Consider the following 19,191-nt stretch of genomic DNA (forward strand, 5'->3'; position numbering starts at 1 on the left):
CTTACTTATTACAATAAACATCTCCTGCCGCAGCAACGGGGGAGACGCTCCCTTCGGAGGGGAGCGGGCTATTCGGCGAACCGGTCGGCCACCGCGCTCGCGCCGAAGGACATCGGCTTGATCCGCGCTTCGTACCCGACCGAAGTCACCCAGCCGCAGATCTCCTGAATCAACACCTTCGTGTCTCCCTGCTGGCCGATGTCGATATGGATCTCCAGAGGCCAATCCGCCAGCAAGTCGCTCATGCCCGCGCGGTTGAGAATATCTACGAGCTCCAGGCTGAGCTCGGTCTCCTTGTAGATCCGCGTACGGAGGTCATGCAGCGGGCGTGAGCTCTTTTTGCGGTAGAAAAAACGGGCCCCCTTGCCGAGACGGTGGATGATGACCGCTGTTACCAGCGTAGTCACGCGCCGCGTCGTATGGGAGTCCGTGCCGATGATGACCTTATAGTTCGCTTCTGTATCTTCCTTGACATACTCATGCAGCTGACCGATCATCTCTTCCATGGTGACGGAACCTTTCGTAGGGCTGATAAACATCATCGTAACCAAGCTCCCTTCCGGTTGAGTGTTACCGCTTTTCCAAGGCATGATCCTGCATCGGTTCCTGAAGAAGCCGAAGGAGGGCAGGCGGACGATCCCTGGGAACGCCGCCGTTATATTCTAGTTTACGCCATAACGCATTAAAATAGTTTAAATTTCCGAAATGTGAATTTCATCACTTTTACAAGAAAGTCACAATCGGTTTTGTACGATCATTACAAAAATTTAAAAATTCAGAAAAATCAGTGGATAAATAGAGCGCTTTCATCATATAATGGAAACAGGCTAATCAGCGGGTTCCCGTTGAAAAAGGAGGCATCGCCATGGAAGGAAGATTGTCTATTGGATTGGTTGTAGGTGTGATGCTGAGTATACCTCTTTGGCTGTCCATGTGGGGTTGGATGCGATTGTTTGGATCCGCTTTCAGTATGCTGTCCCGGCTTCATATTATTCAATAACCGGCATCCCGTGAGGTGCCTGAACCTATAAGGCCGCATATTCCCGCTCAGGGAAATGCGGCTTTTTCTTATCCTTTTTCCTATCCCTATGGTGCTCGCTTCTCAAGAAGCGCTGTGCCCGGTGATCCGCTGGAGCAGGCTTCCTGTTCCTTTTTGTCGAGAATGCGGGTAATATAGGAATATATCAAATCCGTATTGCTAGGATGGCAGACGGGGTGAAGGAGGGGAGCCGCTATGACGGCTGGACAACAGCGGGAGACTGGGGACCGGGTACGGAAGAGCCCGGCTGCAGGGACGCGGATCGGACTTGCGGCGGTTCTGCTTGCGCTCCTCCTGCCTTGGCCTGCGGCCGAAGCGGGGATTGTAGACCGGGTCAAGGACATCTACGGCATGCCCGAGCGCGTGGAAGAGCTGCAGAAGCAGTATGATGCTGCACAAGAGGAGCTGGATGCGACGGTGAAGCGCTCGGAGGAAACGATCCGGGTGTTCCGGGAGAACCAGGAACAGCTTCGCGAAGAGAACGAGGAGCTGCGCGGCCGCAACGCCAGGCTCGAAGAGGCGATTGGGCAGCTGGAAGCGGCTGAGCAAGCGCAGGCCGAGCGCGGGCGGAAGATCACTCGTACGGCGCTGGCTGCAGGCGGCTTCGTCGTGCTGTATTTCGTGCTCATGCGGGTCGTCCGGCTCGTCCTGTGGCGCCGTACCCGCTGAAGAAAGCGAGAGGAGGGGGACGCATGCGGATCGAGACGGACGGGGCGGGAAGCGAGGGACAGACGGCGGCCGTGCAGCTGGACGCAGGAGAAGCCTGCCTTGTGCTGAGACCCGGAGGGATTATCGCTTATCAGGGCGCCCCGCAGGGAAGGGAAGACCGGATCCTGAATCTGGCCGGTATGTACCGCAAGAAGCAGTGGGTCGAGTCCCGGTTGTCGGGTCCGGCCCGATTTGTGCTGGGCGTACCGCCCGGCCACTATCTGAAGGCACTGCAGCTTGAAGCGGAGAGCTCCCTGCTGTTCGACATGGAGCATGTGCTCTTCTACAGCGAGGGACTCCGGCTGCAGAGCCGGCTGCAGCGTACCCAAGAGGCGTTCGTCTCCCGGGATTGGGTGCGCATGAAGTTCTCCGGCGGCGGAACGCTCGGACTGCTCTCCAGCGGTCCGCTCTGCGAGCTGACCCTGCATCCGGAGCATCCGGTATACGTCGATACGGGATGCCTGGTAGCTTACCCCGAAGAGGCTAGGCTGCGGCTGTGCGTCTACGGGAATACGCTTGCTTCCCAGCGGATGAATTACCACTGGGAGATGACCGGTACCGGAAGCGTACTGGTCCAGCCGGCAGGAGAAGGCGGGGGACATGGCGGCCCCCTTCGAAGAGACTCGCTGCTGCGCAGGGTGCTGCGCGAAGTGCTGCCTTTCGGGAACATTTGGATCAAGTAAAGGGCCTTCCGGCTTCAGGAATTTCAGGCGATGGGTAAGAAAAGTGTCGCATTAGGCAGGAATCCGGCCGCTTCGGTCGAATTCTATAGGGATATGGATACCGGGCAGGTACGGCCCGAAGATCGAGGTGATGGCATGGAACAACTGCAGGGGACATACAGCCTTCCTCTGGTTCTCCTCTCCTTTATCATTGCCGTGTTTACTTCTTATTGTGGGGTGGAGCTTTGCTGCCGGCTGTGGCAGGTACAGGCCCATTCGAGAGCGCTGCGCATTGCGCTCGGTTCTTTGACGCTGGGCCTGGGGATATGGTCCATGCACTTTGTGGGCATGCTCGCTTTGCAGTTGCCCATAGAAGTTCGCTATAACGCACTTTATATTTTCGTGTCAATGCTGCTGCCCGTCGCAGCCGTCCTGGCCGGATTGTCCGTGTTGACCGACGGCACGCCTTCGCGGACGAAGAAAGCGGCGGCGGGATTATTCATGAGCGCTGCCGTAGGCGGCATGCACTATGTCGGGATGATAGCCATGAACATCCCGGCACGGATTAGTTATGATCCGCTCTTTGTCCTGCTGTCCGGTGTCATCGCGGTCCTTATCTCGTTCTCCTCTATCTTCCTGCTGCTGAAGTGCCGCAGCCTGGGCCCCAGCCAGCCGGGATTTCGGGGGAGAGCGTCGGCTTCGCTGCTCTTCGGTCTGGCGCTCGCCGCCATGCACTATACGGGGATGCATGCTGCGTCTTTTACCGCTTACCCGGCGGCACCGCTGCTGCCCGATCCCGATGCGGGATTCAGTGAAGTGATACTCGCCACGTGCGTCGGCGCCGCTTCCCTGCTGATCGTATTGGTCGTCTCAGGAAGCCAGATGCTGGACCGGCGCTTCGCCATGCGCCTCGCGGAACAGAGCCGGCAGCGGTATGACTCCATCTTCGAGCATAACCCCGATATGGTGTGCCTCTTCGACCCCCAGGGGCATCTGATCCGCGTGAATCCTGCTGCCGAACGGATCACGGGATACAACCGCGAGCTGTTTCTCAGCCGCTCGTTCGTTTCCTTCTTGAACCGCAGGGATGCGGCCCGGATCCGCGCGTGCTTCGGCCGGGTGCTGCAGGGGATGCCGCAGACGGTGGAGTGTACGCTGAGGCACCGCAGCGGCCGCAAAATCCAGCTTAGCACGACCATTGTTCCCATGATGTCAGGGGGGCGGATCGTAGACATTTACACGATCTCTAAGGATATTACCGAACAAAAGGCGGCGGAGCGACAGCTGCTTCAGGCCAAGATGGAGGCGGAGCGGGCCGCCCGGCTTAACAGCGAATTCCTCGCGGTGATGAGCCATGAGATCCGCACGCCGCTCAACGGGATTCTTGGCATGAGCGATCTCCTGCTGGAATCGGAGCTGGAGGGGGAGGCGCGCGAATACGTCAAGATCATAGGCAAGAGCGGAAGCGCGCTGCTTGCGGTCATTAACGGCGTACTCGATTTCTCCAAGATGGAGTACGATACGGTGACGCTCAAGGAGGAAGAATTCTCCCTGCACGCCTGCCTGGAGGAGACGGTGGATCTCTTTTTGCCGCAGCTTCAGCAGCGGGGGCTGGAGGTCGCCTATGAGCTGGACCCGCTGCTGCCTCGCCAGCTTCTCGGCGATGAAGGGCGGCTGCGGCAGGTTCTGATTAACCTGATCGGCAATAGCGTGAAGTTTACGGAGCGGGGAGGGATCCGGATCGCCGTCCGGGGGCAGCGCCGCGAAGGGGATCGCATCGAACTGGCTTTTGCCGTACGCGATACGGGGATCGGCATCCCGGAGGAGGCCCTCCCGAACCTCTTCCAGCCGTTCTATCAGCTGGAGTCCTCGGCCCGGAAGCACGGCGGGACGGGGCTCGGGCTCGCCATTTCGAAGCGGCTCGTCGAACTGATGGGGGGGGCCATCCGCGTGGAGTCGGTGCCGGGTCAAGGTGCCGAATTCATTTTTACGGTTGCGATGAAAGGAGCCCCTGACGCCGTTGCTGTCGAGCTTGGCGGGTAAGGGGGAAGGGGGCCGTCCGGGGAGCCGGGCGGCCTTTTGGTAAGGTCACCTCTGTTGTATACTGGAGATATACTTCATACTCATCATGAAACTCCCAAAGGAGATACGCAGGGAATATGGATACGATTACGCACACGCTGTTTGGGCTTACGCTCTATGGCTCTGTGGATAAGACCGGTCTGTCGAAGAAGGAGCGGCGGGCGCTGCTCTTCACGACGGTGGCCGGTTCGCAGATCCCTGATATCGATGTCATCTCGTCTTGGTGGGATACGGCGGGCAGGTATCAGATGTGGCACCGGGGGCTCACGCATTCGGTATTTCTCATGCCGGTATGGGCTGCGCTGCTTGCGGGATTCGTCCGGTTCTTCGCCAAGGTGCGGGGATGGAGCTGGTTCATTGTCGCCCTGATCGCCGTTTTCATTCACGATACCAGCGACCTCTTCAATGCGTGGGGAACCGGGTATCTCGAGCCCTTCTCCACGATGCGCATCACCTTTGGCACCATACCGATCGTCGATTTGGTCTTCTGGGCTTTGATGCTCGGCGGTTACCTGTTCGTCCGGTACGGCCGCAAGACACGGGCTCCTTATCGGGTGTATCGTACGGTATGGCTCTTGATGGGGCTCTATGTGGCCGCCCAATCGGCCCAAGGCTATATGCTGTATCAGGACGCTTCCGCCAAATATGAGCAGGTGGCCTTATCCGCCGATTTTGTGCCGGGTGTATTCACGGTTATCGGCAAGCAGGGGAACACGGTCGCCCTGCTGCGCGGTTCGGTATTCACGGGCATTCAGCCGCTGACCCGGCTGACTTCGGCCGAGCCCGGTCAGGCGGATCTGGACCGGCTGTTCGAGGGGAATCCGAAGGCCCGAACCTTATACGAATGGTCGCCGTTCGTCGTGATGGTGAACGACGAGCAGCGGATCGGACTCTACGATCCGCGGTTCTACCGGAACGGCCAATCGTTCCTCTTTGAATACTTGGAGAAGAAAGGGCTGTAGCGGCCCGGCCCCGGATACACAGACAGCGCCTCCAGCTCTAGAGCGAATCTAGATCCGGAGGCGCTGTTTGTATGATCCCGGACGGCGTGGATCCCCCGACGACATGAGGGGCACCCCCGCTTTGCATGTTCAGGCTGCGGTCATTGGCTTCGGTTTCAGTTTACATTTAAGTTTCAACTCCCCGCATCCGGGGTAAGTGTTATTTTGACCGCGCCTCAGTTGGACGGCGCGTCAGGGCGTCAGGAAGTTCTGGATATAATAGATGCTCATTTGGCCGCCGAACGCGGCGCCTACGCCTAGATGTGCCATATCGCTGAGCAGATTCTTCCGGTGGCCCGCCGAATTCATCCAGCCGTGGTGGGCATAGATGGCGCTGCTCTGTCCGGCCGCAATATTCTCCGCGGCGCTGCGGTACGAGAGGCCGTCCGCTTTCATCCGGTCGAAGGGGCTTTGCCCGGCGGGGTTCGTGTGGTCGAAGTAGCCCTGAGCGGCCATGTCGGCGCTGTGCTTGCGTGCGGTGCCTGCAGCCCCGTCATCCCACACGAAAGGCGTCAGGCCAAGCTGCACGCGGGCGGCATTCGCCAGATCGAAGCTCTGCCGCTCGAAGGCTGCGGCGAGCGCTTCGCTGCCCTTGGGATAGAAGGACGTCATTGCCTGCTCTGTCGACCGTTCGATCACCTGAACTCCTGTGACTTTGCCGTCCTGATGCAGATCGTAGAAGAACGTGAGGTAAGCTTCGCCGGCTTCATAGGTGCCGTACTCGCCTTCGCCGTAATTCATCATATAACGCGTATTGCCCTTCAAGATGTAAGAGAGAGGCTGGCCGTAGAGCTTCGTTACCTGGGATTGCGAGGCGCCATCCGCCAGGCCCTTGTCCGTACTCCAGCCGGCAGGAGCATACAGGGCCGTGACTTGGCCGCCGCTGATGCCGACTTGTACATAACGGCTGTAATCCTGATTATAGATATACCACTGCATGCCGGATCCGCCTGCGTCCTTGCGGTCCGGCTGGCCGAGCCTGCCGGTTACGGACGCTTCGCTGTCGCCGATGGCGATGCCGCGCACGGAAATGGGAGCGGACGCATGCTCTGCCGCTGGTGTGCTTGAAGGAGGAGCGGCTTTCAGGGCCGTTACGTTCTCCTTCATGTTGCGGATGAACTGGACCGCTTCGGCCCGAGATAACGTATCGGCTGCTGCGTAGCCCTCTACCGTGGCGCTGCGCTTCCCCTGTGACAGGCCTTGATCCAGCAGGTAGCGGATCGAGTCCTGGAGGCCCAGTGTTCCTTGCTGGGTGCCGGCGATCAGGCGGGCGACATGTCCGCGGTTGTATTGCCCCCGGTCCGGACTTCCGAGCAGCGGCCAGTTCCGTTCTCCGGCATAGTCGTAATAAGGCGAGTACCAGGGACTTCCCTGGTCAGTGGAGGCCTGCACGCCGCCGGGATAAGCACGCAGGAGCATGGCGAGGAATTCGGGCTCGGATACCGTTTGGTTCGGACGGAACGTACCGTCCTCGTAACCATCCACTATGCCGCTGCCGACCGCCCATTGGATGGCCTTCGCACTCCAGTGGTTCTTCGTATCGCTGAAGGCGGCGGGAGCTGCCGCACAAGCGGTGGCGGCCAGGGATAGGACAGCCGTGAGACTCAGCACAGCGGGAAGCGCGCAGGAGACCCATCGTTTGTTCATGGACTATTCCTTCCTTTGAATTGCTATACGATTCGTCTATCTTCCATGATATAGGTCCATGCAGCAAGGAGTCTATGGGAACCCTTGGCAAGAAGAAAGTCCCATTTGACAGAGGGTTAAAAACAGATATACTTTATACTGTCAATGAAAGCGTTTGCTGAAAGTCGGTTCTCCTGCCATACCTCCACTATGAAAACAGGATTGAAAAAAACCGGGAGGCCATGTATCATAGTTTTTGTACATATATGTTATTAATAATTACTTCTATATCACATATATGTTACATTATTAATAGCATCGTGAGGCATAAGGGGGAATAAAATGATACAGTTCCGCGATGTCAACAAACACTACGGCGCATTTCATGTGCTCAAGGACATTAACCTGACCATCGGGCAGGGTGAGGTGGTCGTTGTCATCGGTCCCTCTGGTTCCGGCAAAAGTACGCTGCTGCGCTGCATTAACCGTTTGGAGACGATCTCCGGCGGCGAGCTTACCGTAGATGATGTGCCGATTAACGACAAGCGTACCGATATCAATAAGCTGCGCCGCAATATCGGTATGGTGTTCCAGCATTTCAACTTGTATCCGCACCGGACGGTGCTGGAGAACATTACGCTGGCGCCGATGAAAGTGCTTGGGATCTCGCGGCAGCAGGCGGATGAGACGGCGATGCACTATCTGAATAAAGTAGGCATCCCGGAGAAGGCTAAGGTCTATCCGTCCCAGCTCTCCGGCGGGCAGCAGCAGCGTGTCGCCATAGCCCGGGGACTCGCGATGAAACCGAAGATCATGCTCTTCGACGAACCAACCTCGGCGCTCGATCCCGAGATGATCGGCGAAGTGCTCGATGTGATGCGGGATCTGGCCAAGGAAGGGATGACTATGGTAGTCGTTACCCATGAGATGGGCTTTGCCCGCGAAGTGGCGGACCGCGTCGTATTCATGGACCAGGGCCAGATTCTCGAGACTTCCGCTCCGAAGGATTTCTTCGAGAATCCGCGCGAAGAGCGGGCCCGCACGTTCCTCAGCCGGCTGCTCCATCATTAATAGGTATTCAGTTCATATCATGAGATAGAAGAGAGGGGTATTACAAGATGAAGAACAACAAATGGCTTTCGATGGGACTCACGCTCTGTCTGGTTCCGGCACTGATCGCCGGCTGCGGTACGAAGACCAATGAGCAGGCGCCGAGCACAGGCGGCGGTACGCCGGCGGCCGATACGAAGAAGCCGGCAGAAGGCACGGCACCTGCAGGCGGCGGCGCTCTCGAAGCGATCAAGGCCCGCGGCAAGCTGGTAGCCGGCGTGAAGTACGACACGAAGCTGTTCGGTCTCAAGGACCCGGCCACGAACAAGGTGGAGGGCTTCGATATCGACATGGCGAAGGCGCTGGCCAAGAAGATCTTCGGCGACGAGAGCAAGCTGGAACTGAAGGAAGTGACGTCGAAGACACGGATTCCGATGCTGAATCAAGGGGACATCGACATCATCATCGCGACGATGACGATCAACGAAGAGCGCAAGAAGCAGGTTGAATTCACGGACGTCTACTTCAAAGCCGGCCAATCCCTGCTCGTGAAGAAAGGCAGCGCGATCAAGTCCGTTACGGACCTGAAGAAAGGCAACAAAGTATTGGCAGTGAAAGGCGCTACCTCTGGTGCGAATGTCCGTGCCAAAGCTCCAGACGTCACGGTTCTTGAATTCGATAACTACCAGGATGCATTCACGGCGCTGAAGGCGGGCCAAGGCGATGCACTGACTACGGACAATGCGATTCTGTACGGCATGGTGAAGCAGGATCCGAACTTCGAGGTAGTCGGCGGCACGTTCACCGACGAGCCTTACGGTATGGCGATCAAGAAGGGCGATGCGGAATTCGTGAAGTACGTCAACACGTTCCTCGCCGACATGAAAGCCAGTGGAGATTACGACAAGCTGTACGAACAGTGGATCGGGGAAAAGCCGGCGAAATAAGGTGCCCCGCAGCTAGCATTCAGGGGTAGGGTGGGTCCGGATAGCCGGATCCGTCCTACCTTTTCTTGTGAAGGGGAGGGGAAGAAAAGAGTGGACATACTTCGCTGGGACATCTTAATCGACAATTGGGACACCTATATAATGGGCTTCGGCAATACGGTCAAATCCAGTCTCATCGCTCTGGTCGGCAGCTTTATTCTGGGAGCCGTTATCGCCGTCTTCCGGATCTCGCCGCTGAAGCCGCTGAACTGGTTCGGCACCGCTTACGTCGAGTTTTTACGGAACATTCCGCTGCTGCTGATCGTATGGTTAGTATATTTATCGGCTGGCAATCTGCATCTGCCATTGGATGGGTTCATGTCCGGAACCTTCGCGCTTACCATCTATACCAGTGCCTTTATCGCCGAGGCGATCCGTGCCGGTATTCAAGCCGTACCGAAGGGGCAGATGGAAGCCGGGCGCTCGTCCGGATTGAGTTATTTGCAGACGATGCAGTACATTATACTGCCCCAGGCACTCCGCATTGTCATTCCGCCGCTGGGTAACCAATTTTTGAATTTGGTCAAAAACTCCTCGGTGCTTGCTGTCATCGGCGGGATGGACTTAATGTACTTTGGTGACATCATTTCAACCGAGGTATTTGTAACCTTCAGCGTCTATATCTTTGTAGCAATGTTTTATCTTATCCTGACGATTCCTATCGCTTTTGGAGTCCGTTATCTGGAGAGACGCCTGGCGCATTAAGTGTCATGTGGAAGGGAGGATACCTCATGGATTTTGCCGGAGCCTATACACCGGAGAATATCAGATTTCTCATGCAAGGATTATATGTGACGCTTAAGGTTGCCTTCTTCGCTACCATGTTCAGCTTTCTGATTGGTACGCTGGTCGGCGTACTGCAATTTTCCAGGATGCCGGTGGTATCCCAAGTGTTGGCTGTACTCGTGGAAGTGGTGCGGAATCTTCCGCTTCTTCTCATCATCTTTTTCACTCGATTTGCGCTTCCGGAGGTAGGGTTCAAGGCTTTCCAGAATGCTGAATATGCCGCTATCGTAGCGTTAACCGTCTTTGAAGCGGCTATGATTTCGGAGATTGTCCGCAGCGGTCTGAAGTCTATAGACAAAGGTCAAATGGAGGCCGCACGTTCTTCCGGTTTGACGTACGTTCAGGCCATGTGGTATATCCTGCTGCCGCAGGCGCTTCGCCGGATGGTACCGCCCATGGTCAGTCAGTTTATCTCGCTTCTTAAGGATACGTCTTTGGCTACCGTCATCGTGTTGTCCGAGCTCCTTCACAACATGTTGATTGTAGCAGGCAATAACGCCAACTGGGTGATCCCGATCTTTATTATGGGCGCACTGATCTACTTTATCGTTAACTATACGCTCTCCCTTCTCGCAAGGAGACTGGAAGCCCGGCAGGTCTAACACGGCTTACAGCGAAGAAAACCGTCCGCACAGCGCCGATCAGCGCTAGTGCAGACGGTTTTTTTGGTGCTTCGGGAGGACCGAATTTCTGTGAAAGGTACCGCATCGCAGGGCGTGCGGAAGGCGGAGCCTTACGAGCGCTTGTCCGTATCACAGGCCTCGGCGGCCTCGCGGGATACCGTATCGTCGGCCAGTTTCTCGCCGAACTGGTCGAGGCGTCCCGGATGACCGGCCGGACCGCGGTTCTTCGGTTTGCTGTTGCGTCCTGTCATGATGATTCACCTCCAAGCTTAGCGTGCCTAGAACGGCGGAGCCCTATTCCTGCTGCGGCTGTGGACTTCGGAGTATCCCTGCTTGAAGGGGGACAAACTGGGGTAAAGAATATACAGTTCATCCTGGACGCAGAAGCTGCCAGAGACTAGAGCCCGAAGGAGTGAAGCATGATGATCCCGATTCAAGCTTACTTTCATACCGAGAATGATGCGGAAGACGTACGAATCAAGCTCCAAGCGTATCCGGTACAATCGATTGAAGTAGGTGAGCTCCCCGATCCGTTGGACAGGGAGACGCCGCTTTTACTTCCTTTCGCTTTGGCCGGGGGGACGGCTGGGACAACGACGGGAGCGGGCTACGTGGGCGGCGTGGGGGCCGTGAATACCGGTGCGGACGCGGCTGGCGCCTTCGTTGGGCTGCGGGCGGCAGATGACGCCCTGCACGACCGGGATGGGGACGGACGCGACGACCGGGCGCTCCGGTATGTGCTGACGGCCCATATCGGAGAAGAGGCATACGAAGAGGTAGTGGATCTGCTTCGCCGCAGCGGAGCCCATGTGGGCCCGAGAGCCTAGCACCGGCCAGCTCAGCAAATGACCCAAGATAAACGGAACAAAGGGAAGGGGGGATTCCATCAGGAATCCTCCCTTCCCTTTTGTGCGAAGCAGCGGGTGGGGGCACCTACTGGATAACACGATTTACTCCTTGTCTTAGTATTATCTTTATAATCAAAAAACTGTAAAAAAAGCACTTTTCATGCATTTATATGATATAGTTCCCTTGTACTAAAATTATACAGAAAAGAGGTTATTTATGAAGAAGCTCACATTAGTATTGTTTGCGGCGCTGATGCTTCAGCTCTCCATGGTCTCTGCGGCTTTTGCCAAGGATACGCTCAATAATGGCGAAACCCTTTCCGCGGGTCAACAATTAACATCAAGTAATGGTGCCTACTTTCTGAAGATGCAGACAGATGGGAATCTCGTGCTTTATACGGCTTCCGGTCAGTCTCGCTGGTCCACGAGCACGAATAAGGCAACGATTAGAATTTATGATCCCTTCTGCGGCTGTTATCGTGTAAGAATTCCCGATAAGTTAGTACTCGAAAACGGACTTCTTAATATTAAGATCGTTGCACACACGGTTTGGACTGCTGACAGTGCTGGATGGAGCTTTGGTCGACACCCAGCGGGTACTAACCTTTTTGCTAATGTCCTGGTCGTTCAAAATGATGGGAATGTAGTTCTGTATAACACATCAAGCGGCAGCTGGTATCCTGTTTGGGCTTCAGATACAGGTGTAGGTGGTCCATAAGAAATAGGGTCAGGGGGGGCCGCGCTAAGCTGCGGCTCTTTTTGCTTTGGCGGCGTGCCCGACTTAGTCCTATCAGCGGCGGCTGCGGCCACGGCCGCGAAGCCATGTTCCGGAGGCGATCAGCCACAAGGAGAAGAGAACGAGCAGGGCGGCAGCGCCCCAGGCCGGATAGGCGATACCGGTCTCCGCCCGGTTGGCGAGGCCGATGGCAGCGAGCGCCCAAGCGATGACAAGTGCATAAGCGGGATCGCGGAATCGGTAGCCGACCAGCAGTCCAAGCAGCAGAGCGAACAGTATGCCGAGTACAGTCCACGTCTCTTCGGAGAGTCCGAAGCCGTCCCATCCCAGCAAGCTGAGTCCAATGGTTACATTGACCAGGGAGGCTACGGAGATCCAGCCGAGATAGATGCTGAACGGCAGCTGCACGAACCAGCGGATGACACCGTCCGGAGACCAGCCGTTCGGGCGGGTGCCGACGTAGAGCCCAATCAGGGAGAACAGCAGCGCGAGTATCGCAAACATGGAAGAAACCGTATAAAGATAGTGCCATAATAAGATCCAGGCGCAGTTAAAGACACAACTGGCGAGAAACCAGGGATTCGCTCCTTTGGTTTCTTCTTCATCCCGCTTGCCCGGCCACAACTGGACGATAACGAAGGCGGCGAGCAAGACATAGATCAGTCCCCAGATCGAGAACGCATAGGGGGCCGGGGTCAACCGGACGGGGAACAGGGACGACACTTGGCCTGTCGTCATACCGTTCAGGGGCAGGGCATTGGCCAAATAATTCAGAACGAGGACGGCCAGCAGGCCGGCGGCGTTAAGCCAGCGGAATAGCACAGGGTTCAATGGGGGTGCCTCCTTGGAATAAGTATACCTACGATTAACCTATCAACTGATAAGCGAACCGCATGGTTTACTCTACATGGTTTACTTTAATGGTATGGACGGGGCGGGACTCCTATGCCTGGAAATAGCCGAAGCCCAAGCTCCGTGTCTGATGAGGCACGGAGCTTGGGCTGCATTGCAGCAAGGAGGCTTGCAGAGCCCTGCTCAGCCCCCTCGGGGGCCGCGAATCATGTCCCCTTTTACAGGTTCCTTCTGTCCATGGGCCTGACGGATTCGCAGCGACTGTCCCTGGCCGGGCTCGGGAGAATTCTGGACCTGAAAGTGGATATGAGGCTCACTGGAGTTTCCGGAATTCCCGCAGAACCCGATAACGTCTCCCGTTGTCACGGCATCGCCGGGCTTAACTTTGACGGAGCCCTGTTGGAGATGGCCGATTACGCTGAATTCGCCGCCTCCATGATCAATGACGACATAATTGCCGAAGGGCTGGTCTGTGTTCGTCGTCTGGCCTACGGGCGTATTGTCCGGGACCGAATTCAGAGTTCCTGCAACTGTACCGCCTGCGGGTGCAGTCACTTCTTTGCCGTAGGCATAGTAGCTCTCCAGCGTCGCAGGATCGCCGTCAAAGGTGGTTCCGTCCTTGCGGGAGACAACCAGATCGTAGGCGTACCGCTGGCTTTCATAGGCGTAATGGTAGTTGAGCAGCTCATTCGTTCCGCCCCAGTACACGAACCATGATCCGGTAATCGGCATGCGGTACCGGCCTTGGGTATAGAGGCGGTCGGTCTCCGGATGAGGCACCATCGGCTGCAATAACAACCCAGCGATCCGGCCATCTTCGGCAAATACGGCCATAAGTCCCTTAGTCCTTTGGGCATTAGCCCACAGGTACTGTTTCCCGGCAGGGAGGGCTATCTGCGTTAAGCGTTCCATCGGACCCGCAGCTTCGAAGAAGGGCTTGCCCATCTGTTCCAGCTCCGCCGCACTGAGATGGGCTTGCAGCTCGGGGCCGAGCTGCGAATGAATACGGGTGTACTCGCCCTTGGCGAAGGCCCGCGGCAGTCCCTGCGGGCGGATGGGGCGATGATCCGGGGCTGCCTCGGGTCCGGATGCTTCGATGGCAGTCTCAGGCGCTCGAGCCGAACCGGACTCGGAGGAGACGTGGGCATTCACCGCAGGGACTACAGCAGAGGAAAGCAGGGCGGCACCCAGAACGGTATGAGTCCATATCTTTTTCATAAGAAGAAAGACACCTCGCTTGATAAGAAGGAATGTAGGAGCATCCTTATTTTACCATCCCGAGATACCGGATACGAATTCTCTTCCTTTCTGTTAGAACGTAGTGAATCCCAGCCAGCCTTGGAGCTGGTAGACCAGCTTTTTGAGCGGGTACGTCGTTTCCTTGTAGGCTTCATAGTCCAGAGTATAGGCTCCGTCCCGGTTGCTCCAGAGGCGGTCCCAATAGGCCTCGACCTTCCGGGCGACCTCGCTGTCCGCCGGACCCGATATCAAGAGATCCGTCTCCAGGTTATAGTCATCGAGGTTGCGGGTCGTAAAATTGGTGGATCCGCCCAAGATCGACATGGCTCCCCGCCCGGTAACCATCATCATTTTCGTGTGGTATTGTTCCTCGCCCGTATTGTACCAGCGCACCTGGATCCGGCCTTCGGAGCCGTCGACCAGGTCCTCGGCGACCGGGCGGTTCGGCAGCCCGATCTTATCGTTACCGAAGGCATTCTGGTTCGGATCGAGGATCAGGCGGATATCCGCTCCCCGGTCGGATGCTTCACGGAGGGCTTGGATCACGTCGGGGTCGGCCAGGTAGAACATGCCCATCCATACCGTATTCCCGCTGCCCGCTTCGGATAGCAGGCGAAGGAGATGTTCGTTGACTTTGCCTTCCGTGAGCAGCCGAACGCTAAGGTCCCCTCCCGTTCCGGCAGCTTGGGGCTTGTAGCTCGGGAAGGAGGCGCCGCCGCCGAGCTTGGCAGCCGCCTGTTCGGAAGCAAGCACGTCGGCGATGATCGGACCGCTGACGGCGAAGGCCGCATTGGAATGGTCCGCACTTGCGTCATGCACGTTCCCCGAGGAGACAATGGCGATGTCCTCGGTGGCGATCACCTTGCGGTGGTTGGCTTTGACGTTGAAGAGCTTGGCATAAGAGCGCACCGTCATATCCGGAGCCGTATCGGCCATCGGGTTCTTGATCCAGCCCTGGCCTCCGGTTCCGAAGGGCCGGAAGAAGATGCGCCAGACTCCCGAATAGAGCGGAGTCGAATCCCGGAGGGCATCCGTGTCCGTGACCACCGTCTGCACGCCGGCGGCTTTCAGCCGTTCGAGCTCGGGCGAGGCATGGGACCCGTAGGAAGTATTGACTTCATCCGTAATGAAAATGGCTTGAAGTTCCGGGTTCTTCGTTTTGCGTTCGATCAGCTTGTCCGTGAGGAGGCCTGAGATCTTGGGGAAGGATTGGCCTTCGTTCACATAGCTGTTGAAGAGGAACATATCGATGACGATGAACTTATCCGCTTCGTCCACGGCCTGCAGGATACGGTTCAGGATCGCCTGCTCGCGCACTTCCGGCTGGCCCTCCGGCTTTTTGTAGCTGAGATCGTACAAGAAGTCTACCGAGGTCACCCGGTGAATGGGGCCTTCGAACGACAGGCCGGCGGGCAGAGGCTTGCGGCTGTTGTATACAATGATGGCCGCCACGGCGAGCAGGAGGAGAAGCGCGATAACACGCAGTGCCCGGCGAACGGCCAGCTTGGTGTCACGCACAGGTGCATCGGACGCCTGCCGAGGGTTGGAATGCTGGGGATGGGGTAGGGCCATGGGCGATCGCTCCGTTCTGACGAGAGTTAGATTCTACCCTATTTAAAGCAAATCGGGAGGACTGAAGCAGGAGCTGGGGCTTCGCGCTTGGTATCGATCTGTGCTCCGGGGAATCAAAGAAGCGGAGAGCCTCTAAGAGGCACCTCCGCGCGGAAGCATTCCGATGGAATCTTCGCCAACTATGATGAAGCTGGGCCTGTATGCAAACTATGACCCCTTAAAATGGGTAAGTAATAGATAGGATGAGACGATATGAAATACGTGAAGGAGGGAGACCCCCCGAACGACCATCGCCAAATGCTGAACGCCATGCTGTAGGTAGCGCGAACAGGTGCGCCCTGGCGGGGTTTACCCGAATACTACGGCTCAGGTCCACCGTCTATAGCCGGTTCCGCCGCTGGAGAATCGCGTGCATTTGGGATCGGATCTTAGAGCATGTTTCGATTGAACCTGATTATGAAAGTGTCATGGTTGACGTCGACTATTGTCCGGGTCCATCAGCATAGATCTGGCGCAAAAGGGGACCTTTAAGCAAGCTATTGGGCGGTCTCGAGGCGGATTGACCACTAAGATCCACCGGTCGTTGATTCTTTAGGTAACCCGCACAAACCATCACTTCCGTTCGGTCGGTAGCCCGCCTGCACACCTCGTGACGGGATCCAGACTGGCTGCTGGCGGCGGCTTACCCGCCCATGGATTCCTCAATCTGCTTCGCCAGATCGGCGATAGTGATCCTTGCCATCTCCTCTTCCATGGCGGACTGGATCCGCCCGAAGGCGATGGGCAGGACGTCGGGAACCCGACTGCCTATTAGGCACAGCGGATTGGGCTCACGGTGCAGTAGGAAGAGCTCCTGGCGTTTGCCGTCCGATACGGCGCGGAATACATCGAGCATGGTGATGCTCTCCGGCGTAAGCGCCAGCGTGATTGTCGCATGGGTACCCAGCGTGGAGACGATCAGTCCCGCCTGGGAGAGCTTGCGCATCATCCGACGGATCACCGCGGGGTTGGCGCCTGCGCTGAGCCCCAACAGCTCCGATGTCGTCCTGCCGCTTGTTTTGATTGCTAGAAAACATAAGATGTGGGTGGCCACGGAAAACTGGCTGCTTGCTGACACGGATGTTCCCTACCTTCGTACGACTCTTTTTCCCTATTGTAGTGCGTACGGAGGAGCAAAATCAAACGGGCAACTTTCAGGGTTGACGCCATGGCTTCCATTGGATATATTTGTATCTGTAACAGATACTATTACATATTTACCAATCTATGAGTTGAGGTGACCAGAAAATGACTACTCCTACTTATCAAATGCTCGAAGCTGGACCATTCTCCAAGCTGGACGGTGCAGCCCGGGTCGGCGGCGGCAAATTGTTCCTCAAGGAGGGGCTGGGATTAACCGGCATGGAGGTCTCGCTCAACCGCCTGCCTGCGGGGGCGTCCGTTCCCTTCCATCATAGCCACCGGGAGAATGAGGAGCTCTATGTCTTCCTCTCGGGACAAGGCCAGTTCCAGATCGACGGCCAGATCATAGAGGTATCGGAAGGCACCTCGATCCGGGTGGCTCCTGCCGGCGTGCGGACGCTCCGCTGTCACGGCGGAGAGGATCTGCATTTCATCGTCGTGCAGGCTCGGGATGGCAGCCTCCGGCAGTATACCCGGACCGACGGTGTCCTCTCGGACCAGCCCGTGACCTGGCCCGAATAGCTCCTGGAGACCTGGGGGACCCGCCCCGTATGCAGCAAAACATGCGTTGCCGGCAAGAGCATCCTCCCGATGGCAACGCATGTTCTGCTTGCTCCTTCGTTCTATGATTTGGTGGTATAGACATTATCACCTGTATGCTGGCGATAACCAGTGGAATGAAACACGAGGGAGCATAAAGCCGCATCATCCGTTCGCCTGGGAAGGTATCTGCGTGGGGCTCGTTTTACCGTGCTCCGCAGATGCTTTTTTTGTTTGGCTCCAGCTCCTAGAGATGAATCGGGAGGGCTGCGGTATGCCGCTTCGAATGTGAGCGAAACGCGCCGCGGATCAGGTATACCGCGCAGTACATGAACAAATCGACCTTAGAGAGCAGCAGGGCAGCTCGGGCCAGCTCCCCTGTATGGCTGTCCTGCTATATAAAAAGCAATTAAGATTAATTCGAACAGCAGGTGATCGATATCCTCTTCTTCAACCCGTTTCTTGAGCCGGGCGAAGGTGTGTTGTCGGCAATAAGTTTGCTTCAAAGCCAACATCGGCCGGCTGCTTCTGCTCCAGCATCGCTGCCAGCTGCTGCCTCTGTTTCGATTATGGTGTGGCTTGCTTAGGTTTGCATACAGGCCCTAATTGGCAGGTAAGCATGTACGCCGTTAGGAGATTCAAAAATTCCGGGCGGGCTCAGGTACTCCGCCGCCGGGACAAGTGAACGAACGTGGCGGCAAGGGCGGCCACAAGCACGGCGCCTTTGATGATATCGAAGGCGTAATACGGCAGGTTGAGCATCGTCAGGCCGTTGAGCAGCACGCCGATCAGGACGGCGCCGAAGAACGTGCCGATGACGTTCGGCTTGCCTGCGCCGAGCACGGAATAGCCTACGAATACCGCAGCGACCGATTCCATCAGGAGCGGTGCGCCCGCGTCGATTTGGCCGGAGCCTACCCGTGCCGAGAAGAGGATGCCGCCGACAGCGGCAAAGACCCCGGAGAGCACATAGGCGAGCGTGCGTACCTGGTTCACGGCAATGCCCGACAGCCGGGCGGCTTCTCGGTTGCCGCCGGTGACGTACATCTGGCGTCCCCAGCGGGTATAGGTCAGGAAGACGTGGACCAGAATTACCGCTCCGATCATGAGCAGGACGGGTACAGGAACGCCTAGCAGCTTGCCCTGTCCGATCCAGAGAAATTCGCTTGTGAATTTGCCCGGTGCCTTGGTGCCGTCGGTCATCTGCATGTTGTTGTAGATCGAGAAGCCCTTCGTGTAAGTTTTGTGCACCCCGCCGATAATATACATCACAGCCAGTGTGGCGAGCAGGTCGGGAATGCGGATCTTCACGATGAGCAGTGCATTGAGCAGCCCGACGAGGACGCCGATGATCAGTGGAATCGTCAGCACGGCAATCAGGGGCATCTGGTACCAGACCATCAGCGTGGCGGCGACGACGGTCGTCAGCGATACCGTGGCTCCGGCCGAGAGGTCGAAGCCGTCCACAATCTGCGAGAACGTCACGCCGATGGCGATGAACGTGACGATGGAGATGGAGCGGAGGATATCCGCCATATTGTCGTAAGACAGGAAGTTTTCATTGAGGATGGAGAAGATGGCAATGACGCCGGCAATGACGAGCAGGGCGCCGTATCGGTATAGGTAGTCCAGCTTGGTCGTTTTCGTATTCATGGTGCT

General features: G+C 57.0%; 19 protein-coding genes. 11 read left to right on the forward strand and 8 right to left on the reverse strand.

Translation table 11 applies throughout. From position 1 onward, the window contains the following. Window positions 1-68: 68 nt before the first annotated feature. Complete coding sequence (locus O9H32_RS27500) at window positions 69-542, reverse strand: ribonuclease H-like YkuK family protein (protein ID WP_269869316.1); 474 nt, start codon at window positions 540-542, stop codon at window positions 69-71. 692 nt (window positions 543-1,234) lie between these two features. On the opposite strand from O9H32_RS27500, the gene O9H32_RS27505 reads away from it, so the two are divergent. The 4 genes from O9H32_RS27505 to O9H32_RS27520 all read left to right on the forward strand — a co-directional run bounded on the left by O9H32_RS27505 (window position 1,235) and on the right by O9H32_RS27520 (window position 5,453). After that, the gene (locus tag O9H32_RS27505) at window positions 1,235-1,708 is read left to right on the forward strand and encodes a hypothetical protein (RefSeq protein WP_269869317.1); all 474 of its coding nucleotides are present in this window, start codon (window positions 1,235-1,237) and stop codon (window positions 1,706-1,708) included. Between the two features lie 23 nt (window positions 1,709-1,731). Continuing rightward, entirely contained in the window at window positions 1,732-2,430 is a 699-nt protein-coding gene (locus tag O9H32_RS27510; protein ID WP_269869318.1) for an AIM24 family protein, read from the forward strand. Window positions 2,431-2,460: 30 nt separating this feature from the next. Further along, complete coding sequence (locus O9H32_RS27515) at window positions 2,461-4,452, forward strand: MHYT domain-containing protein (RefSeq protein ID WP_269869319.1); 1,992 nt, start codon at window positions 2,461-2,463, stop codon at window positions 4,450-4,452. A 116-nt stretch (window positions 4,453-4,568) separates the two neighbouring features. Beyond that, entirely contained in the window at window positions 4,569-5,453 is an 885-nt protein-coding gene (locus tag O9H32_RS27520; RefSeq protein ID WP_269869320.1) for a metal-dependent hydrolase, read from the forward strand. Window positions 5,454-5,684: 231 nt separating this feature from the next. On the opposite strand, the gene O9H32_RS27525 is transcribed toward O9H32_RS27520, so the two are convergent. Beyond that, window positions 5,685-7,139 carry a CAP-associated domain-containing protein gene (locus O9H32_RS27525; RefSeq protein WP_269869321.1) on the reverse strand — a complete coding sequence of 485 codons (1,455 nt, stop codon included), beginning with the start codon at window positions 7,137-7,139 and terminating at the stop codon, window positions 5,685-5,687. Between the two features lie 321 nt (window positions 7,140-7,460). Between O9H32_RS27525 and O9H32_RS27530 the strand changes: the two genes are divergently transcribed. From O9H32_RS27530 to O9H32_RS27545, 4 genes are all read left to right on the forward strand, one after another. Further along, window positions 7,461-8,189 (forward strand): amino acid ABC transporter ATP-binding protein, encoded by a 729-nt coding sequence (locus O9H32_RS27530; RefSeq protein WP_269869322.1) that lies wholly within the window; start codon window positions 7,461-7,463, stop codon window positions 8,187-8,189. Window positions 8,190-8,236: 47 nt separating this feature from the next. Beyond that, on the forward strand, window positions 8,237-9,115 hold the full coding sequence (locus O9H32_RS27535; RefSeq protein WP_269869323.1) for a transporter substrate-binding domain-containing protein: 879 nt from the start codon (window positions 8,237-8,239) through the stop codon (window positions 9,113-9,115). A gap of 96 nt (window positions 9,116-9,211) precedes the next feature. Next, window positions 9,212-9,859: an amino acid ABC transporter permease gene (locus O9H32_RS27540; RefSeq protein WP_269869346.1), complete on the forward strand. Its 648-nt coding sequence runs from the start codon at window positions 9,212-9,214 to the stop codon at window positions 9,857-9,859. Window positions 9,860-9,885: 26 nt separating this feature from the next. Next, complete coding sequence (locus O9H32_RS27545; protein WP_269869324.1) at window positions 9,886-10,542, forward strand: amino acid ABC transporter permease; 657 nt, start codon at window positions 9,886-9,888, stop codon at window positions 10,540-10,542. Between the two features lie 131 nt (window positions 10,543-10,673). Here O9H32_RS27545 and O9H32_RS27550 read toward each other — a convergent pair whose 3' ends face one another. Continuing rightward, on the reverse strand, window positions 10,674-10,814 hold the full coding sequence (locus O9H32_RS27550) for a hypothetical protein (RefSeq protein WP_013920574.1): 141 nt from the start codon (window positions 10,812-10,814) through the stop codon (window positions 10,674-10,676). A gap of 171 nt (window positions 10,815-10,985) precedes the next feature. On the opposite strand from O9H32_RS27550, the gene O9H32_RS27555 reads away from it, so the two are divergent. Both O9H32_RS27555 and O9H32_RS27560 read left to right on the forward strand, forming a co-directional pair. Next, entirely contained in the window at window positions 10,986-11,390 is a 405-nt protein-coding gene (locus O9H32_RS27555; RefSeq protein WP_269869325.1) for a hypothetical protein, read from the forward strand. 238 nt (window positions 11,391-11,628) lie between these two features. Continuing rightward, entirely contained in the window at window positions 11,629-12,129 is a 501-nt protein-coding gene (locus O9H32_RS27560) for a hypothetical protein (RefSeq protein ID WP_269869326.1), read from the forward strand. Between the two features lie 72 nt (window positions 12,130-12,201). Here the strand turns inward: O9H32_RS27560 and O9H32_RS27565 are convergent, their stop codons facing one another. The 4 genes from O9H32_RS27565 to O9H32_RS27580 form a co-directional block, all read right to left on the reverse strand. Next, complete coding sequence (locus O9H32_RS27565) at window positions 12,202-12,969, reverse strand: hypothetical protein (protein ID WP_269869347.1); 768 nt, start codon at window positions 12,967-12,969, stop codon at window positions 12,202-12,204. A 213-nt stretch (window positions 12,970-13,182) separates the two neighbouring features. Beyond that, window positions 13,183-14,217 (reverse strand): M23 family metallopeptidase, encoded by a 1,035-nt coding sequence (locus O9H32_RS27570; protein WP_269869327.1) that lies wholly within the window; start codon window positions 14,215-14,217, stop codon window positions 13,183-13,185. 93 nt (window positions 14,218-14,310) lie between these two features. Next, window positions 14,311-15,810 carry a phospholipase D family protein gene (locus tag O9H32_RS27575; protein WP_406627393.1) on the reverse strand — a complete coding sequence of 500 codons (1,500 nt, stop codon included), beginning with the start codon at window positions 15,808-15,810 and terminating at the stop codon, window positions 14,311-14,313. 682 nt (window positions 15,811-16,492) lie between these two features. Then, window positions 16,493-16,927 carry an Rrf2 family transcriptional regulator gene (locus O9H32_RS27580; protein WP_269869329.1) on the reverse strand — a complete coding sequence of 145 codons (435 nt, stop codon included), beginning with the start codon at window positions 16,925-16,927 and terminating at the stop codon, window positions 16,493-16,495. Between the two features lie 170 nt (window positions 16,928-17,097). Between O9H32_RS27580 and O9H32_RS27585 the strand changes: the two genes are divergently transcribed. Next, window positions 17,098-17,514, forward strand: coding sequence for a cupin domain-containing protein (locus O9H32_RS27585; RefSeq protein ID WP_269869330.1), 417 nt, complete (start codon window positions 17,098-17,100; stop codon window positions 17,512-17,514). 675 nt (window positions 17,515-18,189) lie between these two features. Here the strand turns inward: O9H32_RS27585 and O9H32_RS27590 are convergent. Further along, window positions 18,190-19,185 carry an ABC transporter permease gene (locus O9H32_RS27590; protein WP_269869331.1) on the reverse strand — a complete coding sequence of 332 codons (996 nt, stop codon included), beginning with the start codon at window positions 19,183-19,185 and terminating at the stop codon, window positions 18,190-18,192. Between the last annotated feature and the right edge of the window lie 6 nt (window positions 19,186-19,191).

Origin of the sequence: Paenibacillus caseinilyticus, assembly GCF_027533645.1 — a bacterium.
Taxonomy (GTDB): Bacteria; Bacillota; Bacilli; order Paenibacillales; family NBRC-103111; genus Paenibacillus_G; species Paenibacillus_G caseinilyticus.